This is a genomic window from Rhodobacter sp. 24-YEA-8 (assembly GCF_900105075.1).
Lineage (GTDB): Bacteria > Pseudomonadota > Alphaproteobacteria > Rhodobacterales > Rhodobacteraceae > Pseudogemmobacter.
Window position 1 is genome coordinate 1 of record NZ_FNSK01000004.1, and the last position, 12,637, is coordinate 12,637.

Genomic DNA, 12,637 nt, shown 5'->3' on the forward strand with positions numbered 1-12,637 from the left:
CCGCATTGTTCACCAGAATATCGATCCGGCCGTGATCCGCGACGATGGCGTCCACCATGGCCTGAACCTGCGCATAGTCCGAGATATCCGCGCGATAAGCCCTGGCCTTATGCCCGGCGGCGGCCAGTTCGGCGACCAGGCCTTCGGCCTCGGCTTCGGAATTGCGGTAGTTGACGGCGAGGGTGGCACCGAGCGCGACCAGCTCGCGGGCGATCTCGGCCCCGGTGTCGCGGCCACCGCCGGTGACCAGCGCAACCTTGCCGGAAAGGGACATATCCATGGTGAACTCCTTGAGTATCAAAGGCGCGCCTAGCGGCGGCGGTCAGAAAGGCGGCCGAAGAGATAACCGACAGCCGCGATGAGGATGAGTTGGAGGGCCGCCCCAAATTCGGGCGACAGGCCTGAGGCGGGCGGCAGCACGGGGGCGGGGATCGTGTCCTGCCGTCCGGTCAGCCAGAGGAACGCGAAGACGCAGGCCAGTACCAGGGCGGCAAGGAATGCTGTTCGCGACCCGCCCGTGGGTTCTGGCGGAGGAGGCAAGGGATAGGGATAGGCCGGCGGATACCAGCCCGGCCCCGCCATGCCGGGTGGCATCCCGCCCATGGCGGGTGCCGCGCCGACCGGGCTCACCGCAGCGCCAGCGGCAGCCCCTGCGGCGCCGGTAGCGGCGGGTGCAGCAGCACCTTCGCCGTGATATTGCCGACGGATCTCGCTGGCGAATTTTTCGAAGAACGCCTCTGAAAGCTTGCGGGCCGTCGCGTCAATCAGCCGTCCGCCCAGCTGGGCCAGCTTGCCGCCGACCTGCGCATCGACGGTATAGGACAGCATCGTCCCACCCTCGACCTCTTCCAGACTGATGAAGGCGCCGCCTCTGGCAAAGCCCGCAACCCCGCCCTGCCCTTCGCCGGTGATGCGGTAGCTGACAGGCTCGTTCAGTTCAGATAGTGAAATCTTTCCGCCAAATTTGGCCGAGACCGGCCCGACCTTGATCGTTGCAGTGGCCTCCATCTCGGTGTCCGAGGTCTTGACCAGGGTTTGACATCCCGGAACGCAATTGCGCAGGATCTCAGGATCATTCAGCGCTTTCCAGACCGTCTCGCGTGTTTCTGGAATCAGCTTCTGACCGACCATTTCCATCGGAACTCTCCTTCCACGATGTGGGATAAAGGCGAATGACGCCTGCCCCACCGCTCTCCCGATCATTGACATGCCTCATTATAGTCTAGTAAAGCAAGTAATAATTTTCGATCCGTTACCGGGCTCCACCAGAGTCGGGCACGGCGGGGAGACCGTAGAGAGTGCAGAACATGGCTGAGGGGGCGCGGTGAAACCCGCAAAGTTCGACTATGTCCGGGCCGAGAGCCTGGATCACGCGCTGGAGGTTCTGGCGCAGCATGGCGATGACTCGAAAGTCATAGCGGGCGGACAGAGCCTGATGCCGATGATCAACTTCCGGCTGGTGAAGCCTGCCGTACTGGTGGACATCAACCACATCCCCGGACTGGAAGCGATCACCGCCGATGGGTCGCGCATCCGCATGGGCGCGCTTGCCCGACACCGGATGACCGCCAGCGACCCACTGATCCACGCCCGCCTGCCCGTGGTGGCCGAGACGATGCAGCATGTCGCACATATGACGGTGCGCAATCGCGGTACCTTCTGCGGCTCGGTCTGCCATGCCGACCCGGCAGCGGAAATGCCGATGATCGTTCAGATGTTCAACGGACAGGTGGAAATCGCTTCCGCCAAGGGTCGGCGGGTGCTGCCAGCGGCGGAATTCCTTGTCGCCTCAATGGTGAACGCGCTGGAACCGGGCGAGATGGTGACCGGCATCACCCTCTCCCCGCCCGATGCCACCGGCTGGGGGTTTGAGGAGTTCTCGCGCAGACATGGCGATTTCGCCATGGCCGCCATCGCCGTCACCTTCCAACTGGAGGAGGACGCGATCCGGGGTGCGGTGATCGGCATGACCGGCGTGGGCGAGACCGCGATGCGGATGACTGACCTGGAGGCACTGGTTGAAGGACGGGCGCCCGATGCCCCCCTGTACCGGGAGATTGCCGACTGGCTACAGGACAACCTGACCCCGAACAGCGACATCCATGCCAGCGCCGACTATCGCCGCCATTTGGCGGGCGTCCTGGCGGAACGCGCTATCCGCAAGGCCCATCGACGCGCAAGGGAGACCCATAATGGATGAGGGCAAGGTCGAGATCCGGGTGACCGTCAATGGCATCCACCACCGCCGTCTGGTCGAACCCCGGATGCTGCTGTCGGATTTTCTGCGTCATGAACTGGGGCTGACGGGCACCCATGTCGGTTGCGAACATGGCGTCTGCGGGGCCTGCACCATCACGCTGAACGGACGCTCGGCCCGCTCCTGCCTGACGCTGGCCGTGATGGCAGAGGGACAGGAGATCGAGACAATCGAATCCCAGGGGACGCCCGAGAATCTGTCGCGCATCCAACAGGCATTCCAGGACCATCACGGGCTGCAATGCGGCTTCTGCACCCCTGGCATGGTGATGGCCATCGCGGATCTGCTCAAGCACCACCCGCTGGAGACCGATGACGAGATCCGCGAGGGACTGTCCGGCAACATCTGCCGCTGTACCGGCTATGTCCACATCATCGCCGCTGTGCGTGAACTTGCCCGGGAAAGGGGACCGCTGAAATGAAGATGGATGTGCTTTCGGCCGGTCGGCTGAAGATGCGAAAGTCGATCTACATGCCTGCAAAGACCAAGGACGAGATGGTCTCGCTGCCGGTCATCTCGGTCCTCTTGCGCCACGCATCGGGCAATGTGCTGTTCGACACCGGCTGCGCGCCAGAGGCCGCAACGGATCCTGAAGGACGCTGGGGCGGATTGGCCCGCGTGATGCAGCCCGATTTCGCTCCGGCGGATGCGGTGGTGAACCAGTTACCAAAGCATGGGTTGACGCCGGATGACATCGACGTGGTGATCTGCTCGCATCTGCATCCCGATCATTGCGGCTGCAACACAGCCTTCCGCAGGGCCACGGTCTATGCCCACGCTGATGAGCTGGCCGCCGCAAAGGCCGGGGGGGCCGAGCGCCAGGGCTATCTGCCGCAGGAATGGGACATTTCGCAGGGCTATACCGAGATCAACGGCCAGACCGATCTGTTCGGCGATGGCCGTATCGTGCTGTTGCCCCTGCCCGGCCACTCTCCGGGACTGACCACTGCGCGAGTGGAACTGGATCGGGACGGCACCTTCCTCCTCGCATCGGATGCGGCACCGATGATGCGCCATGTCGATCAGGGTTATGCGCCGAAGAACAGCTGGAACATGGATCTGGCTGTGGCGGCGCTGGCAGAGATCAAGGCGCAGAAGGATCGGGGCACTGCCATCCTCTGCGGCCATGACGATGCGCAATGGCACAAGATTAGCACCCAGCCCGAGGGATTCCGGTGAAAAAGCCCGACTACTCTGATGTGACGATGCGGCCGAAGCTGGTCGGCCAGCGCGTGAAGCGGACCGAAGATCTGCGCCTGCTGACCGGCGGCGGCGAATATGTCGATGATGTGCCGGCGGTGGGGATGCTCCATCTGGCGATCCGGCGGTCAGACATGCCGCATGCGCGGATAAGGAGTATCGACGCCAGCGGTGCCTTCGACCTGCCCGGCGTAGTGGCGGTCTTTGACATGTTGGATCTCGTCGACGAATGTCAGCCCGCCGTGCCGACCTCACGCATGAAGGACTATTACGCGACGCCGACCTGGCCCCTGGCCAAGGACAAGGTGCGCTATGTCGGTGAGCCTGTGGTCGCCGTGGTGGCCGAAAGTCGCTATGCCGCCGAGGATGCGCTTGAACATGTGCTGATCGACTACGACCCTCTGCCATTCGCGATCCGCCAAGTCGATGCGGTGAAGGACGATGCGCCCCTGCTGCATGACGAGGCCGGGACAAACGTTATCATCAAGCGCACCTTCGAGCGTGCCGATGTGGATGCGGTTTTCGAGACCGCACCGCACCGGGTTTCGGGCACTTTCCGCATGACGCGCAAATGCGCCAGCCCGATGGAAAACCGCAGTTATATGGCGGAATGGGACAAAAGGCGGCGGTCTTTAACGCTATATACCGCGTCAAACATCCCTGGCGTGGTGCGCGATGTGCTGTCGGACTGCCTTGGCCTGTCCAGCAACCAATTACGGGTGATCGCACCGGATGTGGGCGGTTCGTTCGGCGGCAAGGGGTCGTTCTATGGCGAGGAGATGCTGGTCTGCATCCTCGCGCGCAAGCTGCAGCGCCCTGTGAAATACATTGCCGACCGGCTGGAGGATCTGGCCGCAATGAGCCAGGCTTTTGATGAGCTGATCGAGGCGGAACTGGCATTTGCCGATGACGGCACCTTCCTTGGCCTGCGCGCCGATGTGATCGGCGATGTCGGCGCCTTTTCCATCTACCCCTGGACAGCCGCGCTGGAAACGGTGCAGGTCATCAGCTTCATGCCCGGCCCCTACAAGATCGAGGCCTATCGTGGCCGTATCCGGGGTGTGCTGACGCCGAAGCCCCCGACCGGCCCCTATCGCGGCGTCGGGCGGCCGTCTTCGACGCTGGCGATGGAGCGGTTGGTCGAGATGGCGGCGCGCAAGATCGGTATGGACCCGGCCGAGATCCGCCGCCGCAATCTGGTGCGGGATGACGAATTCCCATATCGCACCGCGCCCGGCATCATCTGGGATAAATCCGCATTTCAGGAATGTCTGCAAGGCGCCTGCGATGCCGTCGACTACCCCACACTCCTGAAACGCCGCGATGCCATGCGGGCCGAGGGACGCTGGGTCGGGATCGGCATGGCTTCCTATGCCGAGCTGACCGGGATCGGCTCGCGCATTTCAGTGGCACCGGGAATGCCGATCAACACCGGCACCGAGACCGCCAACATAGGAATTGATTCAACAGGGGTGGTGACTGCAGCCTTTGGCGTTGCCTCGCACGGGCAGGGGCTGGAAACCACGCTGGCGCAGATCATCTCGGACGAACTGGGCTGCGAGATGAAGGACATCACCGTCCTGCACGGCGACAGTTCGCTGGTGCCGATGAGCACGGGCACCTTCGCCAGCCGGTCCGCCGTGCTGGGGGGCGGGGCAGCGACCCTTGCCTCGAAAGGGTTGAAATCTAAAGTTCTGGCTATGGCGTCGATCCTGTTGGAGGTCCCGGTCGAGGATCTTGACATGCAGGGCGGCATCGTCTCGGCGAAAGGGTCGAACCAGAGCCTGACGCTGAAAGAGGTGGCCAAGGCAGTCTACAACCAGATGGGCCGCATCCCCCGCGACAAGCGGGTCGATCTGGTGGAACAGACCACCTATGATCCCTATCTCGGAACAGCGTGTTCCTCGACCCATCTCTGCATGGCCGAAGTAGACCCCGGCACCTTCGGGGTGAAGATCCATACCTATGTCGTGTCCGAGGATTGCGGGCGCATCATCAACCCGATGATCGTCGATGGGCAGGTCCATGGTGCGGTTGCCCAGGGCATCGGCGCAGCGCTTCTGGAAGAGATCATCCATGACGATGCCGGGCAAAGCGTGGCGGCCAGTCTGGCCGACTACCTGCTGCCGGTGGCGACCGACATTCCTGAGATAGCAATCGTCCATATCGAGGCGGATCTGCCGAACAATGTGGGCGGCATCCGCGGCATGGGCGAAGGCGGCACCATCGGCGCGCCCGCCACCATCGCCAATGCCCTGTCCGATGCGCTGGCCCATCTGGGGGTGGGGATCAACCTGCTGCCCGCCACGCCGGACCGGCTGTTCCAGGCGGTCCGGGCGGCAGAGAAACAGGTGGCGGTCTGAGCGCGGAACTGCGGCATGCCGCCTGATACCCCCACAAACCGCAGGCCTGATCGCCGTTGCCGAGCGGCGGGTTGCTACTCCTGCAAATCATACCGCAGGACGTAATCCGTATCCCGCGCGTTGATCGGCTGCTTGCAGGCCGAGCAGACCACGATCGGGATGAAATCCTGGCCACAGGATTTGTGGCGCAGCCGCATTGGCGGCTTGCCATCGGTCAGCCATCTGTCGCCCCAGGCCATCATCACGATCATCGGCTTGTAGAGCGCCAGCCCCTTCTCGGTGAACCGGTATTCCTGCCGGTCGCCATTGCCGTAGGGGGCGCGGCGGAAAACTTCAGCCTCGACGAGACGGTTCAGCCGGTCGGTCAGGATATTGGGCGCGATGCCAAGATTTTCGCGCATCTCCTCAAACCGGCGCACGCCGGTCCAACCCTCTCGCAGGATCAGGAAACTCCAGCGATCGCCAATGATGGCCAGGCTTCGCGCCACCGAACAGGGACGCACGCGCTGCAGCAATGTCGGGTCGGAGCTGCGGCGGGTCCGTGCACGGGCCTCTGCCGGCTCATAGCCCGCCCCCGGTCCATCGCGGGGTGCCACCGCGCGGGCATCCACCGGCGCGAGGCAGCCCGAGCACACGGTCGTCGGGTGGCATTCACAGCCGCATTTCGTATGAATCAGTTGCAGAGGTGGCAGCGCATCGCCCGCCAGCCAGGTGTCGCCGAATTCCATCAGCGACAGCATGGCGGGGAACAGATCCTTGCCGCGCTCGGTCAGGAAATACTGGTGCCCCGGCTCTCCGGCTTTTCGGCCAATGCTGAAGATCTGCTTCTCCACTAACATGTTCAGCCGGCTGGACAGCGTCTGGCGCGGGATCGCGAGGCGGGACTGGAATTTGTCGAAACGACGCACGCCAAAGAAGGCCTCGCGAAGGATCAGGAAGTTCCAGCTGTCGAGGACGATGTCGATCGTCTTGCGCACCGAGGAGTAGCGCTGCAGCACGACGGGGACATCTGGGGCGGATGAAGACGACAGGTTCATTGCGTAACAAGACCCTCTGGGACAGGATCAGATAGCCATATTGTGCGCGAAGCGCAATTCCACCGCCTTGCGGCGATGGAAGCGTGATTTGTCATCAGGACCTGGGCCCGGAGGTCGGAACCTGCAGCCGGCTGCGCAGGAGCTCCAGCGTCTCGCCATAGAAGCCGCGACGGAACAGCATCACACAAGCCATGAAGACCAGGCCGACGACCAGGCTGACCGGCAGGCCGGAGCTGGCCAGGAAATGCCCGATCATCACCACGAAGACCGCGCCGATCAAAGGCCCCCAGAGCGTCGCCATACCGCCGATCAGCACCATCAGAACCACCTCGCCCGAGATGTGCCACGACACGTCGCCCAGTGCTGCCAGCTGGAAGGCCTGAGCCTTCAGGGCACCAGCCAGGCCAGACAGGGCTGCCGACAGCACGAAGGCCAGGAGCTTATAGCGCGCGGCGTTCAGGCCCAGCGAGGTGACGCGGATCTCGCTCTCGCGGATGGCACCCAGAACATGACCGAAGGGCGAATGGACCACCCGGCGGATCAGCAGCAGGCAGGCCACCACTATGGCCAGCACAACGTAGTAAAGCGTGTTGGTGTCCCGCAGATCGACCAGCCCCAGCAACGTGCCGCGCGGCACATTCTGAATCCCGTCCTCGCCGCCGGTGAACGGGGCCTGAACGGCCAGGAAATAGACCATTTGCGCCAGAGCCAGTGTGATCATCGTGAAGTAGATGCCCTGTCGGCGGATTGCGACAAGGCCGAAGACCAGCCCCAGCCCGGCACCGACGAAAACGCCGAACAGCAGCGACAGCTCGAACGGCCAGCCCCAGACCTTCGCCGATTGCGCAAAGGCATAACCCGCAGCCCCGAAGAAGGCGGCATGGCCCAGCGAAAGCAATCCCGCAAAACCCAGAACCAGGTTCAGCGCCGCCGCGAACAGCATAAAGCAGAGCACCTTAATCAGAAACAGCGGGAAGACCGCGAGCGGGGCAGCAAGGGCCACCATAGCCACCAGTGCCAGAAGGGCATAGCGCGGCATAGCGCCGATCAGGCCGGGACGGAAATCCTGGTAACGTGCGATCATGTCACTTGCCCTTCCCAAACAGCCCGGCCGGCCGCAGCAGCAGCACCAGGATCATCACGATGAACACCGTCAGCGCCGAGGCGGTGGGAAAGAAGACCTTGGTCAGCCCCTCCAGCACGCCCAGTGCCAGCCCGGTGATGATTGACCCGAGGATCGACCCCATGCCACCTATCACCACCACGGCGAAGACGATGATGATCAGGCTGGATCCCATGTTCGGACTGACCTGATAGATCGGCGCGGCCATCACCCCGGCAAAGCCCGCCAGCGCCACACCCGCGGCGTAGGTCAGAGTCAACATTAACGGCACGTTGATGCCGAAGGCGGTCACAAGGTAGGGGTTCTCGGTCGCGGCACGCAGCCGGGCCCCCAGTGGCGTCTTTTCGATCACCGCCCAGGCAGCCAGACAAACCGCCAGAGAGGCAACAATGACCCAGGCCCGATAGACCGGAAGAACCATGAACCCCAGGTTGTAAACGCCCTGCAGGCTGGCGGGTACCGGATAGGACTTGCCGCCCGCTCCGTAGATCCAGCGGATCAGCCCCTCCAGCGCCAGCGCCAGACCGAAGGTCAGGAGCAGGCTGTAAAGGTGGTCCAGCCCATAAAGGCGCCGCAGCATCGTTCGCTCGAACAGCGCTCCGAAGGCGCCCACGATCAGCGGCGTCAGCAGCAGCGACGGCCAATAGCCGATGCCGCCATAGATCAGCAGCATCCAGGACACGAAAGCGCCCAGCATGTAAAAGGCGCCATGGGCGAAGTTGATCACGTTCAACAGCCCGAAGATGATGGCCAGTCCCAGCGACAAAAGCGCGTAGAACGAACCGTTGATCAGGCCGATCATCACCTGACCTGAAAGGACGGCTAGCGGCACTCCGAAGATTTCGATCATCAGTGCCCCCTCAGATGCCCAGATAGCGGTTCAGCTTGCCCATATTCGCCGGCAGGCTTTCGTTGCTGAATTCGTCGATGATGCGGCCCTGTTCCATCACGTAGTGGCGGTCGGCAGCCGATTGCGCGAAGCTCAGGTTCTGTTCGACCAGAAGCACGGTGAAGCCCTTTTCCTTCAGCCGCATCAGCGCCTTGCCGATCTGTTCGACAATCACCGGGGCCAGCCCTTCGGTTGGTTCGTCCAGCAGGATGAAGTTGCAGCCGGTGCGCAGGATCCGCGCGATGGCCAGCATCTGTTGCTCGCCCCCGGACAGGCGGGTGCCAATAGTGCTGTCGCGGCCTTTCAGATTCGGGAACAGCTCGTGGATCGCCTCGACCGACCAGCCACCCGGGTGGATCACGGGCGGCAACAGCAGGTTTTCCCGCACAGTCAGCGTGGAAAAGATCCCGCGCTCTTCAGGCACATGGCCAAGCCCGGTCTGCGCCACCCGATGCGGCGGCGCCGTCAGAAGTTCGTGCCCATCCAGCCTGGCCGAGCCGCGCCGCTTGCGCATGACCCCGGCCAGTGCCCGCATGGTGGATGTCTTGCCCGCGCCGTTGCGGCCCAAAAGCGTGACCACCTCGCCCCGCGCTACGTTGAAGCTGGCACCGTGAAGAACGTGGCTCTCGCCATACCAGCCTTCCAGCGCCTGAACCTGAAGTCGGATCTCAGCCCCAATATCAGCCATGTGCGCCTCCCATATATGCCGAACGCACCTCTTCATTCGCAGCAACCGTGTCATAGTCGCCCTCGGCGATCTTCTCGCCCCGACGCAGCACAGTGATCCGGTCCGAGATATCCGCGACGACCTTTAAATTATGTTCGACCATTAAAACCGTATGGCGCGGCGCCAGACTGCTGATCAGGGCGGAGGTGCGTTCGATGTCCTCCTGCCCCATGCCAGCCATCGGCTCGTCAAGGAGGATCAGATCGGGCTTCAGCGCCAGCGTCGTCGCCAGTTCCAGCGCCCGCTTGCGGCCATAAGACAGATCTGCTGCTCGGGTATAGACGAGTTGCTCCAGTCCGACCTGGCAGACCAGTTCATATACGCGGTCGTCGAAACGGTGTAGCCCGGCCTCGCTGCGCCAGAAGCTCCAGGTGTCTCCCTCCTGCGCCTGCAGGGCGATTCGGATGTTCTCGTAGACGCTCAGATGTGGGAATACCGAGGAAATCTGGAAAGAGCGCACCATGCCCATGCGCGCGATCGCGGCCGGCAGGGCGCGGGTGATGTCTTGCCCCCGGAACCGGATCTCACCTGCAGTGGGCAGTATGAATTTTGTCAACAAGTTGAACAGGGTGGACTTTCCTGCCCCGTTCGGCCCGATCAGCGCATGAATATGCCCCGCCTGCACGGCCAGATCGACGCCCGCTATGGCGATAAAACCCCCGAAAGATTTCCTCAGCCCGCGCGCTTCGAGAATGATGCCCGAATCCTTCACGTTCCCTCCCTTCCTTCGCCCGGCACGGGCGGCACCCTGCAAACCCTCCTCGGTTCCTCAGGATGTATCAAAGTCTAACTATGAAATTATACTATATGTCAATAACTCACAGAGAAGGCGTAATTTATCTTCACAAATCCCTATGTTACTTAGCTATTGACGATACAAGTCCATCAATGCAATGAATATGTAGTTCTGCAATGATACTGAAAAAATCGGTATCTCTTCATTTGGGAGGATGAAGGCATGCGAGGCTTTCCTCAAACGACGACGCGTGGCGTTGCCCTCGCGGTGGCATTGACCCTTACGGTGGCGCATGGCCCTCTGATGGCCCAGGACGCGCCTGTCCGCATTGGCGTGCTGACCGACATGAGCGGCCAGTTCAGCCACGAAGCGGGCGAAGGCTCCGTTACCGCGATCAACATGGCGGTCGAGGATTTCGGAGGCGAGGTTCTGGGGCGGAAGATCGAGATCCTTGTCTCCGACCACCAGAATAAGCCGGAACTGGCAGTGTCCACCGCGCAGGAATGGTACGAATCCCAAGGCGTCAACTTGATCGGCAATCTGATCAATTCGGGCATTGCGCTGGCGGTGGCGGGGGTCGCGGCCGACAACAATGGCATTGCCATCATCAACGGCTCGGGCTCGTCCAAACTGACGGGCGAAGGCTGCACGCCACATTCGATCCACTACGCATATGACACCTATGCGCTGGCCGTGGGCACTGCCCGCGAACTGGCCAGGCAGGGCCACAAGAACTGGTTCTTCCTGACCGCCGACTACGCCTTTGGCCATGCACTTGAGGCGGATGCCTCAGCAATCGTAACCTCGCTGGGCGGTACAGTCGAAGGCGGGATCCGCTACCCGATCGAAACCACTGACCATTCATCCTTCGTGCTGCAGGCCATGGCCTCACCCGCTGATGTGGTGGCGATCGCCGGTTCAGGCACCACCTTCATCAACGCTGTGAAATCGGCGGGCGAGTTTGGCGTGACTTCCAGCGGCAAAACAGTGGCGGGCCTGCTGGTCTGGCTGACAGACACGCATTCGCTGGGGCTTGAAGCCGCGCAGGGCATGATTCTGACCAACGCCTTCTACCATGATCGCGACGATGACACCCGCGCCTTCTCGGCCCGGTTTATGGAGCGGGTCGGTCGTCCGCCGCATATGGGAGATGCGGGCGATTATTCCTCGACCCTGCACTACCTCAAAGCGGTAGAGGCTGCAGGCACTACCGATGCTGATGCCGTGATGGCAAAAATGCGTGAAATGCCGGTGAATGACTTCTTCGCCAGGGGCGGCGTGATCCGTGAGGACGGCCGCATGGTCCATGACATGTATGTGTATCAGGTGAAGACACCCGAGGAATCGATCGACGAATGGGATGTCTATAAGCTGGTCAGCGTGATCCCGGGCGAGGAAGCCTATCGCCCGCTGTCGGAAAGCACCTGCCCGCTTGTGAAGAAGAATTGATTAGACGGGGCGGCGGCACGATCGCCGCCTCTAACTGCCGGGGTTGAAAGAATGACGGACATCTTGGTCGATATTCAGGGCGCGATCGCGGTGGTGACACTGAACCGTCCGGCGCAGCGCAATGCCCTGACCTATGACATGTGGAACGGCCTGGATCGCGTCTTCGGCGCTCTTGGCCGCGACCCGGTCGTGAAGGCCGTCATCCTGACCGGCGCGGATGCGGATTTCACCGCAGGCGCAGACATCGCAGAATTCGCCCGCATCCGCGACGATGCCGAACAGGCCCGCGCCTATGAGGCAGCGGTGGATCTGGGCTGCGACACGCTGGCCCGTTGCCCCAAGCCGGTGATTGCCGCTTGCCGGGGCTACACGCTGGGCGGCGGAATGCATGTCGCCATGTCCGCCGATTTTCGCTTTGCCACGCCAGCCGCGCAATTCGGCATCCCGGCGGCGAGACTGTCCATCGTCTATGGCGTGCAGGCGACCCGTAAACTTCTGGCATTGGTGGGTCAGACCGAGGCCAAACGGATCCTCTATGGCGGCCACCGTTTCGGCGCGGAGCACGCGCTGACGGTCGGGCTGATCGACCGGATCTGCGACGATCCTTTGGCCGAGGCGATGGACTATGCCCGCGACCTGGCCGCCAGTTCTGCCCCGCTGACCATCGCGGGCGCGAAATACATTCTGAACGGGTATGCCAGCGGCGGGTTCGATCTGGCCGAGGCCGACCGTCAGATCGACGGGGCTGCGGCAAGCGAGGATTACCGTGAGGGCCGGTGCGCCTTCGCAGAGAAACGCGCACCGGCCTTCTGCGGCCGCTGACTTGCATGACAGAGGGCGGCCCTGCCGCCGGGAG

The 12,637-nt window shown here is 62.6% G+C and carries 13 protein-coding genes; 6 read left to right on the forward strand and 7 right to left on the reverse strand.

Annotated features, from left to right (window positions below):
* Positions 1-280: SDR family NAD(P)-dependent oxidoreductase (locus BLW25_RS20365; RefSeq protein WP_143040576.1), on the reverse strand; the 280-nt coding region annotated here is incomplete at its 3' end.
* Between the two features lie 29 nt (positions 281-309).
* The gene (locus BLW25_RS25410) at positions 310-1,137 is read right to left on the reverse strand and encodes an SRPBCC family protein (RefSeq protein ID WP_092903594.1); all 828 of its coding nucleotides are present in this window, start codon (positions 1,135-1,137) and stop codon (positions 310-312) included.
* A gap of 187 nt (positions 1,138-1,324) precedes the next feature.
* Here BLW25_RS25410 and BLW25_RS20375 point away from each other — a divergent pair, with 187 nt between their 5' ends.
* Genes BLW25_RS20375 through BLW25_RS20390 form a run of 4 tightly spaced genes read left to right on the forward strand, consistent with a single transcriptional unit; the run spans position 1,325 to position 5,820 of the window.
* Entirely contained in the window at positions 1,325-2,200 is an 876-nt protein-coding gene (locus tag BLW25_RS20375) for an FAD binding domain-containing protein (RefSeq protein ID WP_092903596.1), read from the forward strand.
* Positions 2,193-2,678 (forward strand): (2Fe-2S)-binding protein, encoded by a 486-nt coding sequence (locus BLW25_RS20380; protein WP_092903598.1) that lies wholly within the window; start codon positions 2,193-2,195, stop codon positions 2,676-2,678. Before BLW25_RS20375 ends, BLW25_RS20380 begins: the two co-directional genes overlap by 8 nt.
* 2 nt (positions 2,679-2,680) lie before the next feature.
* The gene (locus BLW25_RS20385; RefSeq protein ID WP_216279449.1) at positions 2,681-3,436 is read left to right on the forward strand and encodes an N-acyl homoserine lactonase family protein; all 756 of its coding nucleotides are present in this window, start codon (positions 2,681-2,683) and stop codon (positions 3,434-3,436) included.
* Positions 3,433-5,820, forward strand: a complete 2,388-nt coding sequence (locus BLW25_RS20390; protein ID WP_092903602.1) for a xanthine dehydrogenase family protein molybdopterin-binding subunit — start codon at positions 3,433-3,435, stop codon at positions 5,818-5,820. Before BLW25_RS20385 ends, BLW25_RS20390 begins: the two co-directional genes overlap by 4 nt.
* Positions 5,821-5,894: 74 nt before the next feature.
* Here the strand turns inward: BLW25_RS20390 and BLW25_RS20395 are convergent, their stop codons facing one another.
* From BLW25_RS20395 to BLW25_RS20415, 5 genes are all read right to left on the reverse strand, one after another.
* The gene (locus BLW25_RS20395) at positions 5,895-6,818 is read right to left on the reverse strand and encodes a winged helix-turn-helix transcriptional regulator (protein WP_216279450.1); all 924 of its coding nucleotides are present in this window, start codon (positions 6,816-6,818) and stop codon (positions 5,895-5,897) included.
* Positions 6,819-6,951: 133 nt separating this feature from the next.
* On the reverse strand, positions 6,952-7,941 hold the full coding sequence (locus BLW25_RS20400; RefSeq protein ID WP_092903606.1) for a branched-chain amino acid ABC transporter permease: 990 nt from the start codon (positions 7,939-7,941) through the stop codon (positions 6,952-6,954).
* A 1-nt stretch (position 7,942) separates the two neighbouring features.
* Positions 7,943-8,830 (reverse strand): branched-chain amino acid ABC transporter permease, encoded by an 888-nt coding sequence (locus BLW25_RS20405; protein WP_092903608.1) that lies wholly within the window; start codon positions 8,828-8,830, stop codon positions 7,943-7,945.
* A 10-nt stretch (positions 8,831-8,840) separates the two neighbouring features.
* Positions 8,841-9,557 (reverse strand): ABC transporter ATP-binding protein, encoded by a 717-nt coding sequence (locus tag BLW25_RS20410; RefSeq protein WP_092903610.1) that lies wholly within the window; start codon positions 9,555-9,557, stop codon positions 8,841-8,843.
* Positions 9,550-10,308: an ABC transporter ATP-binding protein gene (locus BLW25_RS20415; protein WP_092903612.1), complete on the reverse strand. Its 759-nt coding sequence runs from the start codon at positions 10,306-10,308 to the stop codon at positions 9,550-9,552. Before BLW25_RS20415 ends, BLW25_RS20410 begins: the two co-directional genes overlap by 8 nt.
* Before the next feature lie 246 nt (positions 10,309-10,554).
* Between BLW25_RS20415 and BLW25_RS20420 the strand changes: the two genes are divergently transcribed.
* Together BLW25_RS20420 and BLW25_RS20425 are read left to right on the forward strand one after the other, a co-directional pair.
* On the forward strand, positions 10,555-11,781 hold the full coding sequence (locus BLW25_RS20420; RefSeq protein WP_092903614.1) for an ABC transporter substrate-binding protein: 1,227 nt from the start codon (positions 10,555-10,557) through the stop codon (positions 11,779-11,781).
* Between the two features lie 51 nt (positions 11,782-11,832).
* Positions 11,833-12,603: an enoyl-CoA hydratase-related protein gene (locus BLW25_RS20425; protein WP_092903616.1), complete on the forward strand. Its 771-nt coding sequence runs from the start codon at positions 11,833-11,835 to the stop codon at positions 12,601-12,603.
* Positions 12,604-12,637: the final 34 nt, after the last annotated feature.